The sequence below is a fragment of the Sinosporangium siamense genome, assembly GCF_016863435.1.
GTDB classification, from domain to species: domain Bacteria; phylum Actinomycetota; class Actinomycetes; order Streptosporangiales; family Streptosporangiaceae; genus Sinosporangium; species Sinosporangium siamense.
In genome coordinates this window covers 109598-136191 of sequence record NZ_BOOW01000041.1, presented here as the reverse complement: position 1 = coordinate 136191, position 26594 = coordinate 109598, and the positions used below count along the sequence as shown (strand labels likewise).

Annotated in this window: 22 protein-coding genes; 11 read left to right on the top strand and 11 right to left on the bottom strand. The window is 68.6% G+C overall.

Annotated elements, in window-relative coordinates:
* The first annotated feature begins 282 nt into the window (after window positions 1-282).
* From Ssi02_RS30805 to Ssi02_RS30795, 3 genes are all read left to right on the top strand, one after another.
* A complete protein-coding gene (locus Ssi02_RS30805) occupies window positions 283-831 on the top strand; it encodes a hypothetical protein (RefSeq protein WP_204031076.1) in 549 nt (182 codons plus the stop codon).
* A 144-nt stretch (window positions 832-975) separates the two neighbouring features.
* On the top strand, window positions 976-1641 hold the full coding sequence (locus Ssi02_RS30800; protein ID WP_204031075.1) for a response regulator transcription factor: 666 nt from the start codon (window positions 976-978) through the stop codon (window positions 1639-1641).
* The gene (locus tag Ssi02_RS30795) at window positions 1641-3008 is read left to right on the top strand and encodes a sensor histidine kinase (RefSeq protein WP_204031074.1); all 1368 of its coding nucleotides are present in this window, start codon (window positions 1641-1643) and stop codon (window positions 3006-3008) included. The genes Ssi02_RS30800 and Ssi02_RS30795 overlap by 1 nt, the downstream gene beginning before the upstream one ends.
* A gap of 46 nt (window positions 3009-3054) precedes the next feature.
* On the opposite strand, the gene Ssi02_RS30790 is transcribed toward Ssi02_RS30795, so the two are convergent.
* Complete coding sequence (locus Ssi02_RS30790) at window positions 3055-4335, bottom strand: cytochrome P450 family protein (protein WP_204031073.1); 1281 nt, start codon at window positions 4333-4335, stop codon at window positions 3055-3057.
* 145 nt (window positions 4336-4480) lie between these two features.
* On the opposite strand from Ssi02_RS30790, the gene Ssi02_RS30785 reads away from it, so the two are divergent.
* Window positions 4481-5050: a TetR/AcrR family transcriptional regulator gene (locus Ssi02_RS30785; RefSeq protein ID WP_204031072.1), complete on the top strand. Its 570-nt coding sequence runs from the start codon at window positions 4481-4483 to the stop codon at window positions 5048-5050.
* A gap of 56 nt (window positions 5051-5106) precedes the next feature.
* Window positions 5107-6264, top strand: a complete 1158-nt coding sequence (locus Ssi02_RS30780) for an FAD-dependent oxidoreductase (protein WP_204031071.1) — start codon at window positions 5107-5109, stop codon at window positions 6262-6264.
* Between the two features lie 500 nt (window positions 6265-6764).
* Here the strand turns inward: Ssi02_RS30780 and Ssi02_RS30775 are convergent, their stop codons facing one another.
* Both Ssi02_RS30775 and Ssi02_RS30770 read right to left on the bottom strand, forming a co-directional pair.
* Window positions 6765-7982 (bottom strand): helix-turn-helix domain-containing protein, encoded by a 1218-nt coding sequence (locus Ssi02_RS30775; protein WP_239130113.1) that lies wholly within the window; start codon window positions 7980-7982, stop codon window positions 6765-6767.
* 4 nt (window positions 7983-7986) lie between these two features.
* The gene (locus Ssi02_RS30770; protein WP_204031070.1) at window positions 7987-8532 is read right to left on the bottom strand and encodes a flavoprotein; all 546 of its coding nucleotides are present in this window, start codon (window positions 8530-8532) and stop codon (window positions 7987-7989) included.
* 191 nt (window positions 8533-8723) lie between these two features.
* Between Ssi02_RS30770 and Ssi02_RS30765 the strand changes: the two genes are divergently transcribed.
* Window positions 8724-9068 carry an MmcQ/YjbR family DNA-binding protein gene (locus tag Ssi02_RS30765; RefSeq protein ID WP_204031069.1) on the top strand — a complete coding sequence of 115 codons (345 nt, stop codon included), beginning with the start codon at window positions 8724-8726 and terminating at the stop codon, window positions 9066-9068.
* Window positions 9069-9110: 42 nt separating this feature from the next.
* Here the strand turns inward: Ssi02_RS30765 and Ssi02_RS30760 are convergent, their stop codons facing one another.
* Window positions 9111-9908, bottom strand: a complete 798-nt coding sequence (locus Ssi02_RS30760) for an alpha/beta fold hydrolase (RefSeq protein ID WP_204031068.1) — start codon at window positions 9906-9908, stop codon at window positions 9111-9113.
* 244 nt (window positions 9909-10152) lie between these two features.
* Window positions 10153-10884, bottom strand: coding sequence for a TetR/AcrR family transcriptional regulator (locus Ssi02_RS30755; RefSeq protein WP_204031067.1), 732 nt, complete (start codon window positions 10882-10884; stop codon window positions 10153-10155).
* Window positions 10885-11004: 120 nt separating this feature from the next.
* Between Ssi02_RS30755 and atpB the strand changes: the two genes are divergently transcribed.
* Both atpB and Ssi02_RS30745 read left to right on the top strand, forming a co-directional pair.
* The gene (atpB, locus tag Ssi02_RS30750) at window positions 11005-11778 is read left to right on the top strand and encodes a F0F1 ATP synthase subunit A (protein ID WP_239130112.1); all 774 of its coding nucleotides are present in this window, start codon (window positions 11005-11007) and stop codon (window positions 11776-11778) included.
* Between the two features lie 475 nt (window positions 11779-12253).
* Entirely contained in the window at window positions 12254-12703 is a 450-nt protein-coding gene (locus Ssi02_RS30745; RefSeq protein ID WP_204031066.1) for an RDD family protein, read from the top strand.
* A gap of 12 nt (window positions 12704-12715) precedes the next feature.
* Here the strand turns inward: Ssi02_RS30745 and Ssi02_RS30740 are convergent, their stop codons facing one another.
* The 4 genes from Ssi02_RS30740 to Ssi02_RS30725 all read right to left on the bottom strand — a co-directional run bounded on the left by Ssi02_RS30740 (window position 12716) and on the right by Ssi02_RS30725 (window position 15517).
* A complete protein-coding gene (locus tag Ssi02_RS30740; protein WP_204031065.1) occupies window positions 12716-13186 on the bottom strand; it encodes a hypothetical protein in 471 nt (156 codons plus the stop codon).
* A 137-nt stretch (window positions 13187-13323) separates the two neighbouring features.
* On the bottom strand, window positions 13324-13515 hold the full coding sequence (locus tag Ssi02_RS30735) for a tetratricopeptide repeat protein (protein WP_204031064.1): 192 nt from the start codon (window positions 13513-13515) through the stop codon (window positions 13324-13326).
* A gap of 161 nt (window positions 13516-13676) precedes the next feature.
* Window positions 13677-14327, bottom strand: a complete 651-nt coding sequence (locus Ssi02_RS30730; protein WP_204031063.1) for a response regulator — start codon at window positions 14325-14327, stop codon at window positions 13677-13679.
* Complete coding sequence (locus Ssi02_RS30725; protein WP_204031062.1) at window positions 14309-15517, bottom strand: sensor histidine kinase; 1209 nt, start codon at window positions 15515-15517, stop codon at window positions 14309-14311. The genes Ssi02_RS30730 and Ssi02_RS30725 overlap by 19 nt, the downstream gene beginning before the upstream one ends.
* Window positions 15518-15627: 110 nt before the next feature.
* On the opposite strand from Ssi02_RS30725, the gene Ssi02_RS30720 reads away from it, so the two are divergent.
* Both Ssi02_RS30720 and Ssi02_RS30715 read left to right on the top strand, forming a co-directional pair.
* On the top strand, window positions 15628-16371 hold the full coding sequence (locus Ssi02_RS30720) for an ABC transporter ATP-binding protein (protein WP_204031061.1): 744 nt from the start codon (window positions 15628-15630) through the stop codon (window positions 16369-16371).
* 1048 nt (window positions 16372-17419) lie between these two features.
* Window positions 17420-19756 (top strand): ABC transporter permease, encoded by a 2337-nt coding sequence (locus Ssi02_RS30715; RefSeq protein ID WP_204031060.1) that lies wholly within the window; start codon window positions 17420-17422, stop codon window positions 19754-19756.
* An 870-nt stretch (window positions 19757-20626) separates the two neighbouring features.
* Here Ssi02_RS30715 and Ssi02_RS30710 read toward each other — a convergent pair.
* Window positions 20627-20863, bottom strand: a complete 237-nt coding sequence (locus Ssi02_RS30710) for a hypothetical protein (protein WP_204031059.1) — start codon at window positions 20861-20863, stop codon at window positions 20627-20629.
* A 689-nt stretch (window positions 20864-21552) separates the two neighbouring features.
* Here Ssi02_RS30710 and metH point away from each other — a divergent pair.
* Window positions 21553-25191 (top strand): methionine synthase, encoded by a 3639-nt coding sequence (gene metH / locus Ssi02_RS30705; RefSeq protein WP_239130109.1) that lies wholly within the window; start codon window positions 21553-21555, stop codon window positions 25189-25191.
* 355 nt (window positions 25192-25546) lie between these two features.
* Here metH and Ssi02_RS30700 read toward each other — a convergent pair whose 3' ends face one another.
* Window positions 25547-26443: a CU044_5270 family protein gene (locus Ssi02_RS30700; protein WP_275410767.1), complete on the bottom strand. Its 897-nt coding sequence runs from the start codon at window positions 26441-26443 to the stop codon at window positions 25547-25549.
* Window positions 26444-26594 lie beyond the last annotated feature (151 nt).

The following is a 26594-nucleotide window of genomic DNA, read 5'->3' as shown; positions in this document are numbered from 1 at the left end:
GCGCGACCCGGGCAACGAGCATGGTCAGGTCGTGACGGGATCGTGCCGGTGGCTCCGTCCCCTACTTTGACCATTCCGGTTTCGCACCATATGCGTCAAGAGTTGCGAGGGATACACATGTTCAGGACATGTTGCTGAACTGTGTCTGCCATGTGAGCTTTCGGTAGCGGAGCGTGACGCCCGGCTCTCATGTATTTCTCATACTTCTCCCCCAGACATCACAACTAAGGCCGATTTCATGATCTTCGCCCCCTCGGGCAGCACCGTATCTAGGAGAAGATCATGAAGAGGTCCACCCTGCTGGGCCTGGCCGCCGTGGCGGCCTCGGTGACGCTGGCCACGTCCTCCGGCGCTTGGGCGGCAACCCCGTCGACCCCTGCCGCGACACCGGCGCCGACCGCTACCGCGGCCCCCACCGTCCCCGACGCCGTCGGCAACATCGCCGACTCCATCCTCCAGGCCGACCAGACGCTGCGCGGCCCCGGGCTGCGCACCCACTACAACCTGTGGGTCGTCGGCCTGCGCGGCACGGCCACGGTGCGCGACAAGGGCTCGAAGTTCATCAACTACACCTGGCAGCGAGGCACCCTCACCGCCAAGACCGACACCTCGGTCACCGTGACCAGCAAGGACGGCTACGTGCAGACCTGGACCCTGCACGACACGACCAGGTTCCGCCGTCTCGCCAAGCGCGCGGACCTGTCGAAGCTCGTCGTCGGTGACGGCGTGTTCGCCCTCGGCGTCCCCGGCGCCGCCGCTCCGACCGCCGCCGCCGTCTTCGTGCCGAAGAACCGCGCCGTCCTGGACGCGCCGTCGGCCCCGGCCGGCTAAAGCCTGACCGGACCCCGTGGCGGGCCGCGGCGCATTCCCCCCGGCCGCGCCCGCCACGGTCCCGGCTTCGCCGTACTCCGGGGAGATCCGACCTGTGCGAGGTGGCTCCGCTCCAGGACAACGGTTGGGTGAGAATGGGGCACCATGAGCGAGCAAGGCATTCTGGTCGTCGAGGACGAACCTCACATTCGCGATATCGTAGAACTCGCTCTGCGTTTCCACGGATTCCAGGTCACAGGTGTGGGCAGCGGCGAGGAGGCGCTGGCCGAGGTCGACCGCAATTCGCCGGATCTCATCGTGCTCGATGTGCTTCTTCCGGGCATCGATGGGTTCGAGGTGTGCAGGAGGCTCGGCGCGCGGCAGATCCCCGTCATCTTCCTCACCGCCAGGGACACCCCGGCCGACACCGTGCACGGGCTCACCCTGGGCGGCGACGACTACGTGACGAAACCGTTCTCCGTGGAGGCCCTGGTCGCCCGGGTCAGAGCCGTGCTGCGCCGCTCCCGCAGAACCATCGACCTGATCAGGAAGGTCGCCGACCTGGAGCTCGACGAGGCACGCTGGGAGGTGCGGCGGGGCGGCACACTCGTGGACCTGTCGCCCACGGAGTTCCGGCTGCTCGCGTTCATGATGGCGCACGAGGGGCAGGTGCTCACCAAGCGGCAGCTTCTCGAACACGTGTGGGGATACGGCGGGCAGTCCCAGGTGGTCGAGACCTACATCTCCTACCTGCGCCGCAAGCTCGACCCCCTCGGCGAGCCGCTCATCCACACCCGGCGGGGTGTGGGCTACGTCCTCCGAGCCCAGTGATGTCGCTCAGGGCCCGCCTGTTCGCCGGTCTGCTGGTGGTCAGCGCCACCCTGCTGGTCACCCTGTCGGCCGTGAGCGTGCTGGTCCTGCGCGGCCACCTCACCCAGAGGCTGGAGGATCAGCTCATCACCGCCTCCGCCACCACCTCCCACCGGGTCGCGGCGGCCCCCGGCGGCCGGTTGGACCGCACCCTGACCGGCTCGGACTACGCCGCCGCGGTCTTCAACGCCGGCACCGGCAGGGCCAGGCTGGTGAACGGCGACGCCGCCGAGGCCTTCGCCGTACCCGGTCTGGTGGAGCGGGCCGGGCGGGAGGCTCTGGTGGGATATGCCGCGCGGGAGGAGACCTTCAACCTCGCCAACGGCATGATGGCCAGGGCACGCGCGCAGGACCGCAACCCCGACCGGATCGTCGTGGTCGCCGTGCCGATGGACTCGGTGGAGGCGCCGGTCCGCAGGCTCATCGTGGCCGAACTCGTCACCGGCGGTGTGCTCATCCTGGTGCTCGCCCTCAGCGGCCACGTGCTGATCGTCGGTGGTCTGTCCCCCCTCGCGAAGATGGCGGGAGTCGCGCACCGAGTGGCGATGGGCGGTGATCTGTCGGTGCGCATGCCTGAGGGCGGCTCCGAGATCGGGCGGCTCGGCAGCGCGGTCAACCTGATGCTCGAACGCATCGCGGGTGCCTTCCGCGACCGGTGGGCGTCGGAGGAGCGGGTCAGGCAGTTCGCCGCGGATGCCTCACACGAGTTGCGCACTCCGCTGTCGGCGATCCGGGGATACGCGGAGCTTTATCGCACCGGGGCGATTCCCGCTGACGACCTTCCCAAAATCATGAAGCGCATCGAGGACGAGGCCGCCCGGATGGGCGACATGGTCGGGCAACTCCTCGAACTCGCCCGGCTCGACCGTGCAGCCGGCCTCAGCCTCGCCCCCACCGACCTGGTCGCCGTGGCCCGCGAGGTGGCCGGCGACCAGCAGGCTGTGGCCCCCGGCGCCGAGGTGGTCGTCGACGCGCCCGCCACCCTGCCCGCGGTGGTCGACGAGGCCCGCGTCCGGCAGGTCCTCGTCAACCTCCTCGCCAACGTACGCGCCCACACCCCGGGCGGAACGGTCGCCGTCGTCCGCCTGTCACGCCCGCACCACGGCGGCGCGCTCATCGAGGTGGCCGACGACGGCTCCGGCATGCCCGACCCCGAGCGCGCCTTCGACCGGTTCCACAAACGCGGCTCCGACGGCGCCGGCCTCGGCCTGGCCATCGTGCGGGCCGTCACCCACGCCCACGGCGGACGCTGCTGGATCACCTCCGGCCCGTCCGGCACCACCGTCCACGTCGACCTGCCGCCCCGCGCGGATCCCGCGATCGCCTGACGGGGGTGTACGGCGAAGCCATGCCGGGCTTCGCCGTACATCCCGGTCAGGTCGTGCTCAGCCGGACCGGCAGGGAGACGATTCCCCTGATGAGGCCGCCGGCCCCGCGCCGCAGGGCCAGAGGCTCGTCCGGGCGGGCAAGTTCGATCTTGGCGAACCGGCGCAGCAGCGTCTCGAAAGCGACCTCGCCCTCCATCCGTGCCAAAGGCGCCCCGAGGCAGTAGTGGACACCGTGGCCGAAGGCGATGTGCTGGTTGTCCTCACGCGTGATGTCGAAGTCGTCGGCCTCGGCGAACTGGCCGGCGTCGCGTCCGGTCGAGCCGATCACCAGGAAGACGAAGGAGCCCTTGGGGATGGTGAGGCCGCCGATCTCGACGTCCTCCAGGGCGTAGCGGGGAGTCGAGCGTTCGACGGGGGCGTCGTAGCGGAGGATCTCCTCCACGGCGTTCGGCATCAGCTCGGGCCGCCGCCGGAGTAGCGCGAGCTGGCCCGGGTGCCTGATGAAGGCGAGCAGGCCGTTGCCGATCAGATTGACCGTGGTCTCGTGCCCGGCCACGAGGAGCAGCGTGAGGGTGCCCACGAGTTCGTCGAGGCTGAGTCGTTCCTCCTGGCAGGAGGCGGCGATGAGGGCGCTGACCAGGTCGGGCTGGGAGCCGGGCGGGATCGACAGGTCGACGGCGGGGCGCCGCTCGCCGACCAGATCGCGAAAGTAGTCGTGGAGTCTGGCGCTGCCGGCTCGGGCGCGCTGTGCCCCCTCCTCAGTGAGCGTGGGTGCGGTGACCTCGGTGGACCAGGCGCGGAAGTCGTCGCGGTGCTCCACGGGCACGCCGAGCAGTTCGCAGATGACCGTGACCGGTAGCAGGAAGGCGAAGTCGCCGATGAAGTCGACCTCCTCACCGCCCGGTATCCGGTCGAGGAGTTCGTCGGTGATCTCCTGGACGCGGGGACGCAGGAGTTCCACCCTGCGCCGCGTGAACGCCTTGGCCACCGGTCCGCGCAGCCGGGTGTGGTCGGGCGGGTCGGTGGCGAGCATGTTGAGCCCGGAGATGGCGCCCCTGATGTCGTCCAGCTTGAGCGCGCGCATGATCTCGGGGACTTTGCGCAGGTCACGACTGAGGCGGGGGTCGTTGAATGCCTGCCGTACATCCTCATAACGGGTCACGAGCCAGATGTCCATGCCGAGCGGTGCGGGCACTCGGTGCACGGGGGCGTCGTCGCGCAGCCGGCTGTACGTCGGGTAGGGGTTGTCCTCGAACCCCGGGCTCCACAGTTCGTCGCGCAGGGAGTCCGGGACGTGGGCGGGAACCTTCCTCTGGGTGACGCTCACGGGCGTCTCCTCTCCTCGTCGGCTGTCGTGCACGGACGTGGTCGTGGTTCACGGAGGCGATGCGGTTGCAGCATAGATCTTGAAAACCGATCTTCGCCGCGGAAAGCGGGTTGCCGCCGGAACGTCATGCGGATAAATTGGTCGAGTGTCCAAGGCGAACGACCAAATTTCTAAAGGGGAAGTCACCCGGGCCCGCCTCCGGCAGGCGGCGCTGGAGCTCATCGCCGAGGTCGGGTGGCGCGGCGTCAGCACCCGGCTGATCGCCGATCGCGCCGGCCTGCGGGTGGGGCTGGTGCACTACCACTTCGACTCGCTCACCGCACTACTGATCGCCGCCGTCGTGCCGCTGCTCGACGGGCTGAACGACGAGGTCGACCAGGCGCTGCACGGCGTCCGCGACCTCGGCGAGGGCATGAGTGCCCTGACCGGGCCGATGGAGCGTTTCACCCCCGAGTCCCGGCTGTTCATCGAGGTGTCGATGGAAGCCGCACGCAACCCCGAGGTGGCCGAGGCGGTCGCCCCCGCGCTGGCCAGGGCCCGCGCCGTCCTCGCCGGCTGGCTGACCGGCATCGGTCACGGCCGGGGCGCCGCCGACCTCGCCGCCGCCGTCATGGCGGCCTGCGACGGGCTGGTGCTGCACCGGCTCGTCGATCCGGAACTCGACAGCCACGCGGCCATGGCGCGGCTGGCCGAGCACATCGAGCGGGAGACGTGACATGCGTGCCGAGTTCCGGCACCCACGCCGCTATCACTTTGAGAGGGAGACGTGACATGCGCACATTGATCTGCGGTGCCGGGATCGCCGGGCTCACGCTCGCGTGGTGGTTGCGCCGGCAGGGCGGCGAGGTCGTGCTGGTGGAGAAGGCCCCCGGCCCCCGGTCGGACGGCTACGCGATGGACTTCTTCGGTTCGGGCTACGACGTGGTCGAACGTATGGGACTGCTCGACGAACTGCACGCCATCGCCGGCGACTTCAGCGGGCTGCAATATCTCACCCCGGCGGGACGGCCGGCCGGCGGCCTGCCGTATCCGGCGTTCCGCCGCGTGTTCAACAACCGGGTCGTCTCGATTATGCGCGGCAACCTCGAACGGATGCTCCGCATCGCACTCGACACCGAGATCCGGTACGGCATGAGCGTCGCGGAGTTCGCCGACCACCCGGATGGCGTGGAGGTCGCCACGACCGACGGCGCCGTGGAGCGCTTCGACCTGCTCGTGGGGGCCGACGGCATCCACTCGACCGTCCGTGCGCAGCTCTTCGGCCCCGAGGAGCGGTTCCTGCGGCCGCTCGGCTTCCACACGGCGTCCTACATGTTCGAGGACGCCGGGCTCGCCGACCGCATCGGCAGGAAGTTCGCCATGGTGGCTCTGCCCGGCAGAATGGTGGGCCTCTACCCGGCGGGCCCCGGCCGCCTGGCCGCCTCGCTGACCCACGCCGACCCGGGCGACCTGCCCGAGGACCCCCGCCGGCGCATCCGCGAGGTCTACGCGGGCATGGGCGGCCTCGTCGACCGTGCCCTGCGCCACTGCCCCGCCGACCCTTACTACGACACCGTCGCCCAGATCCGGCTCACCGGGTGGCATCGGGGCAGCGCCACACTCGTCGGCGACGCCTGCCAGGCCGTCTCCCTCATGGCGGGCCAGGGTTCGTCGATGGCCATGGGCGGCGCCTACGTGCTGGCCGAGGAGCTCGCCTCAGGGGGATGGCGCGACATGCCCGCCGCGCTGGCGCGCTACGAGCAGCGCATGGCGCCGTTTGTGGCGCAGAAGCAGGAGATCGGGCGCAACACGGCTCGCTGGATGGTGCCCGCCCGCCAGTGGGAGATCAACGTCCGCAACACGGTGATGGGCCTCGGCGCCCTCCCCGGCGGAGCCGCCCTGATGGGCCGCTCGATGCGCGGGCTCGCGCGCAGCGTGGTGACGGCGTAGCCGCTTGCGGGCCGCGGTGCCGATCGGCGTCCGGCTGGGCCCGGCGCCCCCAGCTTCGACATCCAAGCCGATGATAAGCCGCCTTCGGCGGGAGTCGGCGGGAGTCGGCGGGAGTCGGCGGGAGTCGGCGGGAGTCGGCGGGAGTCGGCGGGGCGGTGGTGGTGTCGGTGGTGAGGTCGCGGTGCCGCCCGGCGTCCGGCTGGGGCCGGTGTTCCCTGTCGGCGAGTGGCCGGAGCGGGGACTTGAGCAGACGGTCGAGCTCAGGGGGTGTGCCTCCCCGGCCGGGACGGGACCCCGTAGGGTGCGGCAACGCGGGAGCCCCTCTGCCGCGGTCACCCGATGGACCGTGGCTCTCGCCGCGCCGCCGCACCGGCACATGGGCCACCCGGTCACGTGTCGCCGGCCGGGGAGACATCGGTGAGGCAAGGGGAACCGTATGGCAGGCCGCGCCCACCGACCCGCACACCGGTAAAGGTCAAGAAGCCGCACTAAAGTGCGGGTCAGACGACACCCGCCCGGCGGGCCAGGGCACGGAGCTGCGGTGTGCTGGCGCGGTGCTCACGCTTGAGAAGCTGGGTGAGCAGCTCACGCGGGCGCATGCCGTAACGCAGCAGCTCAGGTGACAGGCGCTCGGCCTCAAGCAGCATGTTGACCGCCGCCGCGTCCTTGCGCTGCAGAGCGTAGGCCCGCGCCAGGTCGAGGTGCACCTGGGACCGCCGCCCCACCAGTCCGGCCGCCAGGGCGTCCAGGTGGAGTGACTCGCCCTTGCCGATCGCCTCGCGCGCGTCCCCGAACTCGACCGCGGCCGAGATCTCGTGGATGGCGACGTTGGACATGCCGAAGGCCATCCAGAAGTCGTTGCGGTCGCCGCCGAGCTGCTCGGCGATCCGCCGCGCGCCCTTCAGGAAGTCGGCGGTCGCGGCGTGGTCGCGGGCGGTGGCGGCGGCGGTGACGGCGGCCAGGTGGAGCGCGCCCACCACGGGCGCGATGCGCGGCGGCAGGGAGCCGCGCACGGTGCGCCGCAGCGCGTCCGCCGCGTCCAGGAGCAGGTTGAGCGCCTTGCCCGTCTCGCGCAGCCGGATCAGCACGTGCCCCAGCCGGTATGCGCTCACGGCGGCGAGGAGCGGCCTGCCCGCCTCCTGCGCCGCGGCCAGCGAACGGTCGGCGGCGCACCAGGCGAGCTCGGCCTCGCCCACGCGCCGCAGCGTGGTCGTGGCCGCGTGGTAGGTCAGGGCGCGGAGCACCTGGTAGGGCTCACGTTGAGCGGCGGGCGCGTGCCGGCTGCCGAGCTCGGCCGCCACGATGAGCCGGGGCAGCCGGGCACCGGCCTCGTCGTAGCGTGTGGCCTGGTAGAGCTCGTTGACCCGGCGGATCTCGTGCCGGAGCCAGGCCACACTCTCGATGGACGCCTCGGTGTGCCGGGGGTCGATCAGGCACGACAACCCGTCGTAGCTCATCATGGCCTGCCTTATGCAGGACGCCGCGCGATAGCGCGACGGGCAGCCGCCCGATCTCGCGGTGAGTTCGTCGACGGACAGACCGAGGATCTCGGCCAGCGCGTTGAGCACCGTGTGGCTGTCGACGGCCCGCTGTCCCCGCTCGACCTGGCTGAGCCAGCTCTCGGAGCGCCCGACGAGCCCGGAGAGGACCGCCTGCGACAATCCTCTGCGGCACCTGGCCGAAGCGATCCGGCGGCCGATCTCTTTGCGGGAGTCCACGCGGTCACCCCTGTGTCTGTCGCCCCCTGACCACGGAGTGCAGTTCCTGCATCACCCTGTCCCAGGATGGCATGCGTGCCTCGGGCGGCGCGGCGGGATCGAAGAGGACGTGCACCCCCATCTTCCGGAGGGCGGCCACACTGCGCCCGAACGCGACATGGCGGGCGAGGGCGTCCTTCAGCAGTGGCACGGCGACGATGGGCACACCGAAGCCCATCATCTCGCACAGCAGCCCTACGGCGAAAGTGTCCGCGATGCCGCCCGCCCATTTGTTGATGGTGTTGAACGTGGCGGGGGCGACGATTACGGCATCGGCCGGGGGGAGGCCTTTGGGGGCGTCCGGCATTCTGAAGGCGCTGCGGACCAGGTCGCCGGTTAAGCGCTCTAACTCCGGGATGTCGATGAAGCGTTCCCCCATGGGGGTGGCGACCACGTGCACCTGCCAGCCTGATGTCTGGGCCAGGGTGACGAGGCGGGGCAGGCCGGCTGCGGCGGGCGCGGCGCAGGCGACCACGTAGAGCACCCGGCCCTGATGATTGAGGGGTTCCATGTCACGCCATTTTATTGAATCCTCTTTGTGGCGAGCCTGCCGCGGCGTATTATGCCGGGCCGCGTTCAGCGGAATTCTCCGCATTTCCGGTGGCATTCCAGCGAATCTCGAAGAGTCTCGGCGGACGGGAATCCGTTGATTTTTCAACGATTCCCTCGCCTGGCCGCCCGGGAGCGTGTCATGCTTGAACGATGATCGACTTTAGCCGTGTCCGCGACCTCGCGAGCGATCTGCCGGGAGTCGAGCAGTCTGAGTCGTGGGGCACTCCGTCGCTGAAGGTCGGCGGCAGGATGATCGTCCGTCTGCATGAGGACGCCGAGTTCCTGGTCGTCAAGGTGGCCTTGGACGAGCGGGCAGCACTCACCGCCGAGCGGCCCGACGTCTTCGTCGTCACCCCGCACTACGAGAACTATCCGTACATGCTGGTCCGCGCAGGCTCACTCGGCGACGACGAGCTCCTTGAGCTGATCACCGAGGCCTGGCGGATGACCGCGCCCAAGCGGCTGCTGAAGCTGCTGGACGCGGACACCGGCTGACCTGCGAGGCTCATGCCGTACGGCACGGGCCTCGCAGGCCCGTCACCGCAGCCGGGCGGGGGCCAGGGCCGACAGGAAGTCGGACATGACGCGGTTGACCTCATGAGGGTGGGTGAGCGGCGGGCTGTGCGCCGCGCCGGAGATCACGTGAATGGGGGTGGCGTCGTGCAGCCTGTCCCTGAGGACCTCCATGCGTTCAACGGGTAGCGAGCGGTCCTGCGACCCCCACATGAGCAGCGCCGGGCAGGTGATCTCGGGGAGGCGCGCGGTCACGTCGACGCGTCCGAGCAGGCAGTCGACCGGCGAGCCGAGGGGCAGCGGCGAACTCCGCCACCGCTCGCGCCAGATCTCGGCCTGCGGATGGTCGCCGATGATCTGCGTGCCGAGCGGGCCGATGAGCTCCTCAGCCGGCCCCCGCTCGCTCAGCGCCGCGAACAGGCCCTCGTAGCGGACCTTGTCGTAGGGATCGCACGCCTGCGCCTCGGTGTCGGACAAGATGAGCGCCGAGACGCGGTCGGGGGCCAGCAGCGCCGTGCGCAACGCGATGAACCCACCCTGCGACACCCCTCCCACGGTCGCGCGCTCCACGCCGAGCGCGTCCATGAGCGCCAGCACGTCGCGGGCCTGGTCCCAGTAGGTGAAGGGCACCCCGTCGTCCGCCGTGCCGCCGTGCCCGCGCGCGTCCCACGCGATCACCCGCCACCGCTCGCCGAGAGCCTCGGCCTGGGCGGCGAAAACGGTGTGGTCCAGAAAGAAACCGTGTCCGAGGATCACGGGATGCCCGTCGCCGCCGCTGTCGGAGTATGTGACAGATCGGCCGTTGACGTTGACGTTCGCCACCGCGGCACTCCTTGTGAGAGGCGTTCCTGAACCGCGCCCGCGGCGCGGTGCGCGGCTGGAGCACACCGGACGGACCTGGACTTGCGGTCAGGGGTGACGGCGGATGCCGTCCGGCGCGGTGGACATTCTAGATACCACCGGGCCCGGTGCCTCCAGCCGCGGGGGACACGACCACGTTGACGCAGGTGACCGGGGTGTCATGTACGGAAGATCGATAGTGGCGTGTATCTGACATGTCGGACTTCTATGCCGGCGGTCGGGGTGGCATGTCGGATTTGAGGCCGTCCAGGAGGCGGTCGAGGCCGTAGAGGAAACGTGCGTCGCTGCCCACGAGTTCGCGGCCGGCCTCGGCGGTCATGCGGGCGAACCTCGGGAATCGGCCGGTGGCCAGCATCGACTCGATGAAGGGCGTGTGGAGGGCCATCCACTGCCGCATGTCGAGGCCGGTGCGGCGCATCGCCTCGGCGTAGGCGAGCTCGCTCTGCACGAACCCGTTGACGTAGGCGATCACGCTGCCTACGACCGTCAGCATCCGGTCGGGACTCAGGCCGAGCCCGTCGAAGATGGCCAGGGTCTCCTCCATCAGCCTGAACCGGTTGGGGCCCGTCTGCTGCCGGTTCGCCGCGAGCGGGGCCAGCCAGGGGTGGCGGAGCATCGTCTGCCGTGACCGCTGCGCCAGGTCGCGCATGTCCGTCACCCAGTCGCCGGACATGACGGTGCCTTCCGGGATGTAGCCATCGACGGCGGTGTCGATCATCAACTCGATCACGTCGTCCTTGCCGGACACATACCGGTAGAGGCTCATCGTGCCCGCGCCCAGCTCCAGGGCGAGGCGCCGCATAGAGATCGCCTCGATGCCCTCCGCGTCGGCGATCCGGATCGCGGCCTCGGTGAGTGCCTCGCGGCTGAAGCTGGGTTTCGGCCCGCGGGTCCCCTGCCGCTCGGACCGCAGCCACAGGTTCTCGTGGGTCGCCATCGTTCTCGTCCTCGCTCGTTGACCTCGCCTGTATTGCGTACACGGTACCGGGTAATTTAGGGTTCGGATCGAAACCAGGTACACCATACGCAGTTTTTGCCGTCGAGAGAGGTGTGCGATGTGAACGACCGCTACCAGGCGCCTGGCCTGGGACTTTTCGAGTTCCCCACACTCTGGCCGGGAGCACCGTTCTGGCTGACCAAATCCGTGCTCTTCGCCCTGTTAGGCACGATCCTGGTGTGCGTGCTGGCCTGGGCGGCCTTCGCCCGCCCGAAGCTCGTGCCTAGGGGGATTCAGAACGTCGGGGAGATCGGCTATCTCTTCGTGCGCGACCAGGTGGCCCGGCCGTTCCTCGGCAAGGACACCGACCGGTGGATGCCGCTGCTGCTCTCGCTCTTCTTCCTCATCGTGGTGTGGAATCTCTTCGGCGTCGTGCCCGGCGTGCAGTTCCCGGTCACGGCCCATATCGCCTTCCCCGCGTTCTTCGCCCTCGTCGCCTACGTGATCAAGATCTATCTGGGCGTCAAACACCAGGGCTTGGTCGGCTACTTCAAGGGCATGATGTTCCCTCCCGGGCTGCCCAAGCCCCTCGCCCTGGTGCTCTACGCGCCGCTGGAGCTCATCTACAACTTCGTGACCTCGCCCTTCACGCATGCCGTACGGCTGTTCGCCAACATGTTCGCCGGACACCTGCTGCTGGCCTTCTTCAGCTCGGTCGGCTTCTGGTTCCTCTTCGAGCGGCCCACCTTCGTGGGTGTGCCGCTGGGGCTGCTCAGCGTGGCCATGGCCATCGCGATGACCACGCTGGAAATCTTCATCATGCTGTTGCAGGCATATCTGTTCACGATGCTCACCGCGATGTACATCGGCAACGCCATGCATCCCGAGCACTAGACCACCCATCGGGCGGTCCGCCGTCCGGCATTGCTCAGCCGTCGGCGACCTTCGGAACGGTGCAAACCTAGCCGCAGTGGACATAGCCCTCCGGCAGCGTCACCATGCCGGCCTTCACCCAGGGCAGGGACCGGCCGCAGCCGGTTCGCCGTCAGGGTGTCGAAACCCACCGCCGCGCTTGCGCAGGGTGCTTGCGATTGCCGCACTCGCAAGCACCCTGCGCGTGCGATTGCCGCACTCGCCGCACTCGCCGATCTCGCGGGCAAGGGCAAGCACTCTGCGCCTGCGGCACGCCGGCCGTCCTCCTGCCCGCCGCTGGAACCTCGGCATGTGGGGCAGTCGCACCTTTGTCCGGCGACGAGCTGTCTTCTGAGGAGGAGCGCGGGACATTTCGCTTGGCCGCCCCTTCGGGGGGTAATCCCGTGAAAGGCCCGTTGGTTTCCGTGCATGGCCGAGAAGACGCCATGATTCACCCATGAACAGTGAGCTTCCCCCCGCTGAAACGGGCTTCCGCTATGTCCTGGCCGTGGTGGCCGACAAACTCGTGGCGCTGGTGGGCGGCGGTGTGATCGGCGTGACCGGCGCGTTCGTCATTGGAACGCTCAACGGACTCCTGGGCCGCATCCTCATCGGCGTCGTGCTCTCGATTTTCCTGGTCTCCTACGCCAACCACGTCCTACTCGGCGGGGCGAGTGTCGGCAAGCGTCTCACCGGACTGCGACTCGTCAACGAGGAGGAGGGCGGGACACCGGCGCGTGGCGCGCTCGTACGCGACTGGGGCAGGGGACTGCTCTTCGCCGTCAGAGCCCCGCTCGGGTTCCTCAGCGACGCGCGCGGCGACCTCTTCGACATGCTCGTGGGCGAGGATCGCCGGTCGGACCTGCGAGTCGTGCGCACACGCGACCTGCGCGCCGTCCACCACTGACACCCGCCCGTGTCACGGCTTGGCGGGACGTTTCACCTTCCCGCGCGCAGGGATGAACGCCCACACCATCAGCATCACCCCGAGAACGATCCAGAACACCTCCGAATGGCCGGGTTCACGGCGGATGACCGTGCCGACCGCGCGGGGGTCGCACTCGTAGCTGTGCACGCCGGCCACAGGTGAGACGAAGGTGCCGTCGACATACCGCTCGGGGACGGCACCCCCGCTCACATGCACGGTGGTCTCGGTGCCCGAGGAGAGGTCCTTCAGCACGCAGGTGAATGCCTGGCCGGCGGCGGGGCCCGCGCCGTACGCCGCGACCTCGAACTTCACACCTTTCACGAGACTGACCTCGTTGACGGTCCGGCCTTGGTTCATGTCGTCCCAGACCGCCACCCAATGCGGCCACAGATAGACGAGAGGGGCGAGCGCCCAGCACAACACCGCGGCTACGATCAGCGGCCACTTCGATCTCACTCGCATGCGCAGAGTCAACCACGGGCGCATTTCAAATGACTTGATCGTGGATTGCCAACTGGGTGTTTGCCTACATTTCAGGACGTGGTGAGCATCGTCCGGCAGGCGTCTCAACGGAGGGCACACGGAAGCCGTGAACGCCTTTATCCCGTGGCCGTGTCCGCGTTGTCCCTCACCGTCTTGGTGAGGGCGTGGTCATTGCCCAGGATCCGCTCGCAGTCGGCCAGCGTGGTCTCGTACATGGGGATGGCCCGCCCCAGGTCCCCTACTGACTCATAGGCGTAGGCGGACCTTGTCCCGGGAATGCCCGACCGGCCGGTACGCGCAAGGCCCATGGTCAGCCGCTGCTTGGCCTGCCGCTGGCTCGCCCGTCTGCCAGCTTCAGCCTGTGCACCACCTTCAGGAGGTGTCGGGGGCGGCTCCATCGGTAGCCCGGTGAACGGTTTCCCTTACGCCGCCTCAGCCCGTCATCCCATACCCATGCGCGCGGGATGCTCTAAGACCGGAGGTAGGCGAGGACGGCCAGGACACGGCGGTGGTCGTCTTCGGCGGGGGGCAGGTCGAGTTTGGTGAGGATGCTGGCGATGTGTTTGGAGACCGCGGCCTCGGTCACCACGAGGCGGCGGGCGATGGCGGCGTTGGAGCGGCCTTCGGCGATGAGACCGAGCACCTCGTGCTCACGTGGGGTCAGCCTGGCCAGCGGTGTGCGGTGGCGGTTGAGGAGTTGGCGGACGACGTCGGGGTCGATGACCGTGCGGCCGTCGGCGACGTTCTCCAAGGCGTCGACGAACTCCCGCACATCTCCGATGCGGTCTTTCAGCAGGTAACCCACGCCAGAGCCGTGACCGGCGTCGAGGAGCTCAGCGGCGTAAGTCTGCTCCACATATTGGCTGAGGATCAGGATTGCGAGGTCGGGCTGGGTCTCGCGCAACTTGAGAGCGGCACGGACACCCTCGTCGCTGTAGTCGGGCGGCATGCGAACGTCGGCCACGACGATGTCGGGCCGGTGCGTGGCAGCGGCGCTGAGGAGCGCCTCGGCGTCTCCTACGGCAGCCACGACCTTGTGCCCGAACCGTTCCAGCAGGCCGACCAGGCCTTCACGAAGCAGGACGGCGTCTTCGGCGAGGACTACGCGAAGGCCGGGCATGGGATTTCCACGAGTAGGTGGGTTGGGCCGCCGTTTGGGCTGGTCAAGGTGATGGTGCCGTCGATCACTGATAGGCGGTCGGCTAGGCCGGCCAGGCCCGAGCCGGCTGATGGGTCGGCGCCTCCGCGGCCGTCGTCGCGCACCGAGAGCATGAAAGCGTCCCCCTTGAGGCTGCCGTCGATGCGGCACCGGGTGGCGCCGCTGTGCTTGGCGATGTTGGTGAGTGCCTCGCTGACGACGTAGTAAGACGTGACCTCGATCTGGTCGGGGAGTCGCCCGGGGAGGGCGAAGTTTACGTCGACCGGGATGGGGGAGCGGCCTGCGAGGTCGCGGACGGCGGCCGGGAGGCCGCGGTCGGTCAGCACCTGCTGGTGCACGCCGCGCACCAGCTCGCGCAGCTCGGCTAGGGCCGCTTGGGCTTCGCGGAGGGCCTGCTCGACCTGGGAGGCGGCGGGGGAGTCGGGGGGCAGGTCGAGACGGGCCAGGCCGAGCCGCATGGTGAGTGTGACGAGGCGCTGTTGAGCGCCGTCGTGCAGGTCGCGCTCGATGCGGCGGCGCTCGCTCTCATAGGCGTCGACGAGCCGGGCACGGGATCTGATGATCTCCGCCTCGAGCGGCGCGAGCACCGGACGCGTGATCATCGCCCGCGCACCGGCCCAGGCCGTCACGGGATATGCGGCGACGGGCAGGAGTAGGAACCCGACCAATGCGACGGGCAGGCCGAGGAGAACGTGCATGTCCGGCTGAATCGGGGCGGAGATGAGCATCAGCGGCAGCCAGCCCGCCAAGGCGATCACCCCGAAGTCGATCATCCAGAGCCCCGTGAACGCGAGCATGGCAAAGCCGTAGTCACGCCACACCGACGGGTCGCGAAGCCGACTGATCCAGCGGGCGCGCGGACCGGTGCCGCTGGGCGGTCGGCGGTTCACGACCGCACGGGAGTTGTCCACCAGCCGCAGCTTCATGCGCTCGAGCCCCGCCACCGGCAGCCCGAGCGCTATAAAGAGGGCGAGGCCGACCGCGCCCGCGACGGGCACGCCGACATGGCCTCCCAGCAGGAGCACACCCACGGCCACCACAGCGGTGGGGGCACTGCAGATCAGGTAAGCCAGCGAGCGCCACGGCCATGACGACCGGAGGAAGGCCGTCGGCCGTTGGGTGAGCGCCTCCAAGGCAGTTGGAACAGGCACGCCCCGACGTTACCCAACGTCGCAGGCCATGGCAGTAGAGCTGGGTCTACCATTACCTCTCGCCCCAGCGCCAATGTCTCCCGGCTCGCGGTCGGCTTTGCTTGGGTGCCGTGGAAACCACAGCAGCCGTGCACCTCCAAGCGGTGCACAAGACGTATGGCACAGCCCGCCAGGCCGTGACCGCCCTCGACGGCGTGACCGTCGATTTCCCCAGCGGCACGTTCACCGCGGTCATGGGGCCGTCGGGCTCGGGCAAGTCGACCCTCCTGCACTGCGCCGCGGGTCTCGACCGGGTGACCGGCGGCTCGGTGATCATCGACGGCCGCGATCTCGGCACGCTCGGCCAGACCGAGCTGACACTGCTCCGCCGCGAGCGGGTCGGATTCGTCTTCCAGGCGTTCAACCTGGTCTCGGCCCTGACCGCCGAGCAAAACGTCTCCCTCCCCCTCCGCCTCGCCGGTCGTCGCGTGGAGTCGGCCGAGGTGCGCCAGGCCTTGGCCGAGGTCGGCCTTTCCGGCCGCGCCGGCCACAGACCAAGCCAGCTGTCCGGCGGTGAACAACAACGTGTCGCCATCGCCCGAGCCCTGATCACTCGCCCCGCCGTCGTCTTCGCCGACGAGCCCACCGGCGCGCTGGACATCAAGACCTCCCGCCACGTCCTCGGCCTGCTTCGCGACTTGGTCACCCGCCACGAATTAGCAGTGATCATGGTCACCCACGACCCCGTCGCGGCCTCATACGCCGACCGCGTTCTGTTCCTTGCCGACGGCAAACTGATTGAGGAGGTTCCCGGCCCTGTCACCCCCGAAGACGTCGCCGCCCGCATGGCAGGCCTGGAAGCCAGTGCCTCATGACCCACCAACCCGGGCCGCCCTCACCGCCGGCTCCCCTTGACGCCTTTCACCACCGCTCCCCAGCTCTCACCGCTGCCAATGTCCACCTCTCCTTGGCCTTTACCGCCGTCAACGCCCCGCCCTCCCTTGTCCCTCACCGCTACCACCGCCCACCATTACCCGGTTCGCAGTTTGCCGCCATCCCTCAACTTTCAATTCATTACCGTCCGCCTCTTTCCAGCTCTCTTCTGTCTCCCTGGCACTCTTCGCCGCTACCGCCCACCTTTGCCTAGTTCGCGCTTCGCCACCATCTACCTGTTCGCAGCTCTCCCTGCCTCCCCGGCACTCTCCGCCGCTACCGCCCACCTTTGCCTAGTTCGCGCTTCGCCACCGCCTACCTGTTCGCAGCTCTCCTGCCGCTACTGCTCCACATCCCTGGCATGGGTGCGTACCCCGTCCGGGCAGCCCGTTTACCTGCGCACTCATGGGCGGACCGGGCTGATGACCCGGCTGGGCACACGCCCTCCCGGGGGCGCACCCAAGGGGGCTGAGCCTGTGGGTTGGCGAAGTTGTGGGTTTGTAGGCCAGAGGGCTGGCGGAGCTGTCGGTTCGTAGCGCGGTGGGTTGGTGGGGCTGCGGGTTCGCGGGCCTGCACTCGTGAGTTCGGTGCCGTCTCAAAGGGGGCGAGGCGAGGGCGCCTGCGGGGTCGTGGTGTCGCAGAGATTGCCAACGGTGCCGAGGTCGGCGGTGCCGCAGAGGTGGTCGGTCATGGACTTGACCACGGCGGGGTGGGTGCCGGGGGGGTTCGGCTACGGACTGCTGATCGCCTGTGGGATCCCACCGTCCTTCGGGCGTGACGTTTTTGAGGTTTTTGTGCTCGGTTCTGAATTGTCAAGCGTGGTTGGTGCGTGTCTGGAGAAGCGCGCCGACCGGTCCTGAGAACTGGAAGGGAAGATAGGACATGTTCCGGCGACAGAGGGGTTCGGGCGGCGGTGTGCGGCTTGGGCTCAGCACGTGGCGGGAGAGGTGGCCTGCTTTTGTAGGGAGCTTTCTCGCGTTGTTTCTCGGCGTGGCCACTGTCACGGTGACGACCACCGCCTTGTTCTCGGCCGGCCCTCAGTTGCCGGAGCGCCTCGCGGGGGCGGGGGTTCTGGTGGGGGTGCACGAGCGGGAGAGGCCGGAAGGCAACTTCACGCCGGATCGGCCGTGGGCGCCGGAGCGGGTTGAGGCGCTGGTCGGCGCGTTGCGGAAGGTGCCTGGCGTTAAAGAGGCGCTGCCGGATCGAGCTTTCTACGCGCAGGTGGTCAAGGAAGGCAAACCACTCGAAGAGGATCGTGGCTACGCCTGGTCGACTGCCGGGCTCGCGCCGTACTCCCTGGTTTCAGGGGTGGCGCCGCGAAACGCCGGCGAGGTGGCGCTCGGGCGGGAGGCGGGGGTTGCCGTCGGGGCTCGGGTCGAGGTGCTGACGGCACGTGGGCCGTCGTCCTACACGGTGACGGGCACGATCGACGGTCCCGGCGTCTATTTGAGCGACCGCGAGGCGCTTCCGATGGCTGAGGGAGTGCGGACGATCGGGCTGGTGCTCAATCCGGGAGCCGATGCTGAGGCGGTGGCTGGCAAGGTTCGCTCTGTCATCGGAAAGCAGGACAGGGTTTTTGCCGGGGATGCCAGAGTGGAGTTGGAGCCGCTCGCCGACGCTCGTATTCGCTGGATGGGCATGCAGATTCTCACGGCGATGTCGGCCTTGGCGGCTTTCGCCGCTGTGTTCGTGGTGTCGTCGACGTTCGCGTTCGGTGTGGCGCAGCGGCGGCACGAGTTCGGGCTTCTCCGGGTGGTCGGGGCGACGCCGCGCCAAGTGCGTGGGATGGTCTACGGCGAAGCACTCGCGGTCGGATGTTTGTCCGCATTAAGCGGTGTCGTGGTCGGGGCGTTGGTGGCGCCCGCGTTCGGGCAGGTGCTGGTGAACCTGGGGATCGAACCGCGTGGGTTCGAGGTGCAGCTGCATCCGCTGCCCATCGCTGGGGCCTTTGCAGTGGGGGTGTTGGTGGCGCTCGTCGGAGTCTGGTCGGCTTCACGACGCGCGGCACGCGTCGCCCCGATCGAAGCGCTTCGCGAGGCGTCGGTGGACGAACGGCCTATGCCGCGCCTTCGCTGGATCACGGGTGGGCTGCTCTGCCTGTCGGGCACGGCGGGGGTGGTTCTCACATCCTCAGCCGGCGGAGACGAGCTTGTGGTCTACGCCCTCTACACGGCGATGGCGCTGATTCTGGGCATGGCACTGCTGGCTCCGTTGATCGTGCCTCCCGTGTTGTGGGCGGTGACCTGGCCGTTGACGCGGATGCGCGGGGCCACCGGGATCCTGGTGCGAGAGAGCGCGATGGTCTCGGTGCGGCGCACGGCGGCGACGGCGGCCCCGGTTCTGGTCACGGTGGGCTTCGCCGTACTGATCACCGGCATGGTGCAGACGACGGCGGGCGCCATATCCGCGGCACGTGTCTCGACGGTGCAGGCGCAGGCGGTGATGGTGCCGGACGGCACGCCCGGTCTGTCCGACGCGGCGTTGCGGGGGAGTGGCGCGATGTCTCTCTTGTTCACGGGCGTTTATGCACCGAGCGGGGAGACGCTTCCCGTCTACGGGGTCGACGACGAGCTGCTCGCGCATGAAAAGGACAAGCTTGAGGTGGTCTCCGGCTCGCTGGCGGATTTCGGTGGTACGGCTGTCGCCGTCGACACCGTGGCGGCCGAGCTACAAGGGTGGCGATTGGGACAGACCGTCCCTGTGGTCTTTGAGGACGGGCGCACCGTGCCTTTGACTGTCATCGCCGTTCTTAAGGACGCACCCGCGCATGTGTTGATATCGCGTGAGACTGTGCGCGCACACGACCCCGTCGTGCTGGCCGATCAGGGCTACATCGTGCGTGGCACTCCCGCGGCCGGGCCTGTGGCCGGCCTCGGGGCGAGGATCGTTTCGGCGGCCGACCTGACCCAGGAAAGCCAGGATGAGGAAGACCGCCTGGTGTGGATCTATACGTTGCTACTCGCGGGTGTGACGGTGGGATACACGGGCGTCGCCATTGCGAACACGCAGATGATGGCCGCTGTGAGCCGCCGTCGCGACCTGCTCGTGCTGCGCCTGTCCGGCGCGCTGAAGGGGCAGGTGCTGCGCACTGTCGCGATCGAGGCTGTGTTCGTCGTCCTGCTGGGCACCCTGCTCGGTGTCGCTGTGGCGCTCCCCGCACTCCTGGGCATGCGTGCCGGGCTCTCGGAGGAGTTGAACGCGCACGTGCCTTTGGTGGTGCCGATGCCGGTCGTGCTCGGGGCGATCGTCACGTGTCTGGTGGTGTCCGCCGCTGCGGCTGCCGTGGCTGCGGGGCGTGCCATACGAGATGAGGTGAAGGCGGACTAAATAATCGTTCTTGCCGGGGTGAGGGATATCCGAAATGGTGTGTTTATTTTCTACGCCTATGTTGTGGCAAGGGGATATCCCTCAAGGAGCGTCTGATCTCGTGCGATGTGTTCCGTCTGAGCGGGGAGATTGGTTTCCGGTGCCGGCTATGGTGTCCGCAACCTGCGGAAATGCGGATGTGTCCGAGTTTCAACGTGGCCTGGTGTCCCGTGGTGCACGACAGCCCGGTGCTCCGGTTTATTGCGATGACACCGTGATTCTTACATCACCGTGTCTTGCGGCGGCAAGGAGCATGGCATGACAAGGATGGTGGCAGTGCATGGCGATAACTGGATTCGTGGGGAAACACGAGAGTTCGCTACTCGCTATCCCTCATTGGTGGTCTCCGTGTGATAGGTCCGTTGGGGGTGGCGGCGTGAGGCAAGGCATCGGAGTGACACGCGGGCATGGGCGCAAGCCCTACTCCGCTCGTCATAGCGGCTGTGAAATCGGCATCTCGTGTGAAAATCGGTTCGTCGGCCGTGAAAAACGCGGGTGGGCAAGGGCGGCGCACTCATCTACGCGGGGAAGACCCGTGTGCCCTGTCCGCCGGGTTCCTCCGCGTCGCATGCGTGCGCCTCTCGGCGAACCGCTCGGCTTCGGTGCTGGTACGGCATCAGCGGCCTGAGCCGGAACGCCCCTGTTAGGCCGACGATGACGCCGACGCCGCTGCACGACTTCGGCCCAGCCGGCCTCGACCTCGACCCGAGACCGCAGCTAGTGCTGGGCGGCGCCCTCGAAGCTGCACGGCCTCGGCTTGGTCGGCCTCGATCGCGACCGGCTCCTCGGCGGCCTGTCAGGCGGACAGCCTGCCCGCCTGCTCCTGGAACCTCAGGCGCTGACCCAGACGCCGACGCTGAGCCAGACCCAGACCCAGACGCCGACGCCGACGCCGACGCCGACGCCGACGTGGACGTGGACGTGGATGTGGACGTGGGCGTAAGCGGCGAGTGGCCGGGGACCCGGTCGGCCGTGTGAGGGGGCTGGGCTCACTGTGCTTCGCCGTACTGCTGTGGCGGCGCCGGATGCGGTGGCCTGCAGGTCTGGCGCCCGGTCTCCCTGTGGCACCCGTGCACGCTGTTGTGGGCCAGGAGGTTGAGGAGGCGGCGGAGCCGCTGGGGATGGCGCGGGAGAGGAGCTTCGTATGCCGGCCGGGTATGTGATGTCTTCGCGACGCTGAGTGGTCTGTTGGTCGCTGTAGGGAGCGTGGAGGGCGGTCCGCTACAGCTTAGCGATCGTTCCAGGCTGACAAGCGGGGCCTACGCGATGACATTCAGTGATCTGTTGGTCGCTGCGGGGGTGGCGTTGTGGTGTGGAGGACTTGGGGAGGGGTGGGCTATGGCGCAGTGACCTTTGCGCGCCGGTAAGTGGGGCCGCGCCAGTAAGTGGGGGCCATGCTGGTATGCGGGGTCTTCGCGACCTTCCGTGGTCTGCTGATCGCTGTGGGGCTTGTGGTGAGTGGCGTCTGGTGGGGGTGTGGCGGGCTCGGAGGTCGGTCCGCCACAGTGTGGCGGGCGATAGTTCCACAACAGTGGTCAAGGCCGGGGGATTTGGGGTGCATGTCGATAAAGGGGCGGTGAAGTGCTGGAATACGCTTGATGTGGTGTGCCCAGGGGCGTAAGCGTTTCCCACGAGCGCCCCGTGCTTGCTACCCTCGTATCAAGGTCGAGAGGCGCTGCAACGGGCCCCGAGGTCCGCCACGCTCGGCCGGGACTGCTTACCTAAAGGGCGCCTCCCACACGAGCGGGAGGTGTCAGGTGACCATCGTCGTTACCCAGAGTGACGCGGCAGCGCGTGTCCAAGCCCTTCGCGATCTGCTTAAGCGGCGCATCGTGGTGCTGGACGGGGCCTGGGGCACGATGTTGCAGGGTGCCGGGCTGACGCCCGCCGATTACCGTGGGGATCTGATCGTCGATCATCCCACGGACGTGACGGGCGACCCCGACCTGCTCAACCTGACCCGGCCGGATGTGATCCTCGACGTTCACCGGCAATATCTGGCGGCCGGTGCGGACATCACCACGACCAACACGTTCACCGCCACCAGCATCGGCCAGGCCGACTACGGCCTTGAGTCGCTCGTCCGGGAGATGAACGTCCGGGGGGCGCAGCTCGCCCGGCAGGCCGCCGACGAGGCGGGCGGGCGGTTTGTAGCAGGGTCGATCGGGCCGCTCAACGTCACCTTGTCCTTGTCTCCCAAGGTGGAGGACCCGGCTTACCGGGCGGTGACCTTCGACCAGGTCCGGGCGTCCTATGCCGAGCAGATCGCGGCCCTGGCCGAGGGCGGGGTCGATCTGCTGCTGATCGAGACGATTTTCGACACGCTCAACGTGAAGGCGGCGATCGCGGCGGCCCGTGAGGTGGCGCCGCATCTGCCCTTGTGGATCTCGGTGACGATCGTCGACCTGTCGGGCCGCACTCTGTCGGGTCAGACGGTCGAGGCGTTCTGGAACTCCGTGGAGCACGCCGACCCGCTGATGGTCGGGGTCAACTGCTCGCTGGGCGCGGCGGAGATGCGCCCCCATGTGGAGGCGTTGTCGCGCATCGCGGGTGTGCACGTCGCCTGTCACCCCAACGCGGGTCTGCCCAACGCGTTCGGGGGATACGACCAGACGCCCGAGGAGACCGCGCGGCTGCTCGGCGAGTTCGCCGAGGCCGGCATGGTCAATGTCGTGGGAGGTTGCTGCGGCACTTCGCCGGCGCACATCGCGAAGATCGCGGAGACGGTCGCGGGCATGGAGCCCCGTGCGGTGCCGTCCCCGGAGGCGCGGACGCGGTTCAGCGGGCTTGAGCCGTTCGAGATCGGGCCGGACACCGGGTTCGTGATGATCGGTGAGCGCACCAACGTCACCGGGTCGGCGAAGTTCCGCCGGCTGATCGAGGGGGACGACCACCAGGCCGCGGTCGACGTGGCGCTGGAGCAGGTGCGCGGCGGGGCCAACCTTCTCGACGTCAACATGGACGCCGATCTGCTCGACAGCGAGCGGGCCATGACGACGTTCCTCAACCTGATCGCGACCGAGCCCGAGGTGGCCCGCATCCCGGTCATGGTCGACAGTTCGCGGTGGAGCGTGCTGGAGGCCGGGCTCAAGTGCGTGCAGGGCAAGGGCGTGGTCAACTCGATCAGCCTCAAGGAGGGTGAGGAGCCGTTCCTTGAGCAGGCCCGCCTCATCAGGGAATACGGCGCGGGCGTGGTCGTCATGGCCTTCGACGAGCTCGGCCAGGCCGAGACGACCGAGCGCAAGGTGGCGATCTGCGGGCGGGCCTATGACCTGCTGACGCAGAAGGCCGGGTTCCCGGCAGAGGACATCGTGTTCGACCCCAACGTGCTCGCGGTCGCCACGGGCATCGCCGAGCACAACGGTTACGCGAAGGCGTTCATCGACGCGTTGCCGCTCATCAAGCAGCGCTGCCCGGGTGCGCGCACGAGTGGCGGCATCTCCAACCTGTCGTTCTCCTTCCGCGGCAACGACGTCGTGCGTGAGGCGATGCACTCGGCGTTCCTGCTGCACGCGGTGCGGGCGGGACTCGACATGGGCATCGTCAACGCGGGGCAGCTCGCGGTCTACCAGGACATCCCGGCCGACCTGCTGGAGCTCGTCGAGGATGTGATCTTCGACCGGCGGCCCGACTCGACCGACCGGCTCGTGGCCTTCGCGGAGACGGTCAGCGGGTCCGGCACTCGCCGTACGGTGGACCTGTCGTGGCGTGAGAACCCCGTGAAGGAGCGGCTCTCCTACGCGCTGGTGCACGGCATCGTCGACTTCATCGAGGCCGACACCGAGGAGGCCCGGCAGCAGGCAGCCCGCCCGCTCGACGTGATCGAGGGCCCGCTCATGGACGGCATGAAGGTCGTGGGCGACCTGTTCGGATCGGGCAAGATGTTCCTGCCGCAGGTGGTCAAGAGCGCCCGGGTGATGAAGCGTTCGGTCGCCTACCTCGAGCCGTTCATGGAGGCGGAGAAGGAGGCGGCCCGCCTCGCGGGCCGCGAGGAGACCGTGCGTGGGCAGGGCAAGGTGGTGCTCGCGACCGTCAAGGGCGACGTGCACGACATCGGGAAGAACATCGTGGGTGTGGTGCTCGGCTGCAACAACTACGAGGTCGTCGACCTCGGGGTGATGGTGCCGGCGTCGGTCATCCTCGACACCGCCGTGACCGAGAACGCCGACGCGATCGGCCTTTCCGGACTGATCACCCCGTCGCTGGACGAGATGGTGAGTGTCGCCTCGGAGATGCAGCGGCGCGGGTTGAAGCTGCCCCTGCTCATCGGCGGTGCGACGACGTCGCGGCAGCACACGGCGGTGCGCATCGCGCCGGCCTACGACGGCACGACGGTGCACGTGCTGGACGCGTCCCGGGTGGTCGGTGTGGTCTCCGATCTGCTTGACCCGGAGCGGGCGGGGGAGCTCGCCGTCTCCAACCGCGTCGAGCAGGCGCGGCTGCGCGAGCAGCACGCCAACCGGGAGAGCCGCCCGCTGCTGCCCGTCGAGCAGGCCCGCGGCAACCCGGAGAAGGTCGAGTTCGACGAGTTGCCGACGCCCGCCTTCACCGGTCTGCGGGTGGTCGAGCCGGATCTGACCGCGTTGCGGGAGATGATCGACTGGCAGTTCTTCTTCCTCGCATGGGAGCTCAAGGGGAAATATCCGGCCATCCTCGACCAGCCGGTGGCCCGTGAGCTCTTCGACGACGCCAACGCGCTGCTCGACCAGATCATCGCGAACGGTGACTTCCAGGCGAAGGGTGTCTACGGATTCTGGCCCGCGCACTCCGAGGGCGATGACATCCTGCTCGACGGCGAGGGGCTGCGGGTCCCGATGTTGCGGCAGCAGACGCTTAAGCCGGAGGGGCGGCCCAACCGCTGCCTGGCGGACTACATCGCACCGTCGGGCGACCACCTTGGCGGGTTCGCGGTGGCGGTCCATGGGGCCGAGGAGCTCGCCGCGGTCTACGAGGCCCGCCATGACGACTACCGCTCGATCATGGTGAAGGCGCTGGCGGACCGGCTTGCCGAGGCTTTCGCGGAATATCTCCACCTTCAGGCCCGTCGGGACTGGTTCGAGCCGGAAGCCGATCCCGTGATGGAAGACCTGCACGCCGAGCGGTTCCGTGGCATCCGTCCTGCTCTTGGCTATCCCGCGAGTCCGGACCACAGCTTGAAGCAGGAGCTCTTCGAGCTGCTCGACGCCAAGGCGGTCGGCATGGACCTCACCACGTCGTTCGCCATGACCCCCGCCGCCAGCGTCAGCGGCCTGATCTTCGCCCACCCCGGATCGCGCTACTTCACGGTGGGGCGCATCGGTAAGGATCAGCTGGTTGACTACGCCGGCCGGCGGGGCCTTGAGGTGGCCGAGATGGAGCGCTGGCTGCGGCCCAACCTCGCCTACGACCCCGACTAAGCCCAAGGGGGGGCGGCCTCGCTCGGGCGGCCGAGCACCCCAGGACACGAGCACCCCCGGACAACGAGCACCCCAGGACACGAGCGCCCTGCCCGGAGGCCAAGCCCCTGGGAGGCGCGGGGTCTTATTCAGCATCCGAGCGCTTGGACACGGCTGCCTCATCCGACCGCCGGGCGTTCAGATGAGGCCACCGCCCGACGCCGAGGCCCCGGACGCGGGTGCCCCGCCCGACCGGGGACTGGTCGGGCGGGACGGACTTGAGGGTGCGCGGTTTGAGGGTGCGCACGTTGAGGTGCTCGACTCTGAGAGAGCTGAGAGCGGTCATGGTTGCTGTCGGCTCTTCTCGTTCTTCCCCCTACGGCACGCGACGCGGTTCCGTGGCGGCCGGCGGCGTCTCGTCGGTCCACTCGGCCTTGACGACGACGCTTGAGGTCGCCCGCACGCCCTTCTCCAGGTGGCTGAAGTTGCCTCCGGGCTCAAGCACGGTGTTCTCTGAGGCCAATGCCTGGCCGGTCGCGGGGTCGATGATCAGACGGCTCTGCACCACGCCGCCTTCGCGGCGCGGGTCCTTGATGGCGACCCCGACACCTGTGCGGCCCCTGGCGTCGGTCACCTCGCCCAGTGACGTGATCGAGTCGAGTTCGGCGAGCATTTCGAATGCGGCGCCGCCCACCTTCGGAGTGATCGGCATAGAGGTGACCAGGCCCAGACTGACCGCGAACAGCCACCCGTCGGAGTCCTGTTTGCGGTCCCCTTCGGTGGCGGTGCCCTTGTAGGACTTGAGCAGCCACCGCTTGAGTTCCGCGGGGTCGTCGGGCAGGTTTCGCAGGTCCTCCACAGTCACGTTCTCACCGAGCCAGAACACCGCGCCGCCATTGTGCGGGGCCATATATTGGACCCGCTCCGGGGTAGGACGGATGGTCAGCGCCGCCGTCTTTGCCTTGCTGTCCCCCACGGTCACCTTGATCTCGTTGGGGGATCCGGCCGCCTTCCAGGCCGCCTCGTCTGCCGCCTGGAAGGGACGCGCCCCGAGATCCCGCATCACGCCGACCCGGTCCTTGTCCGGCACACCGGGGACCCAGTCCTCACTCTCGTGTCGCCGGACCACGTTGTAGTCCCCCGCGTTGAAGATCAGTTCATGAGAGGAGACGATCCGCCAGTAGGTGCCCTCGCCCACGGGCTGGCGGGCCGACTCGGTCGCGGCGGCGAGCAGCAGCTCCCGCGCCGAGAGCTTCGCGACCGGGGTGCTCAGCGCGATGTCGGGCGCACGTGAGGGCGCCGTGTCCAGTCTCGCTCACCACCTCGTCGGCGATCTGCTGCCCCGCCCGTGCGACCGCGTAGGCCCACACGCGTTGTCGGCATTCGTCGTACATGGCGGTGAACCGTTGAGAATCATCCGTCAC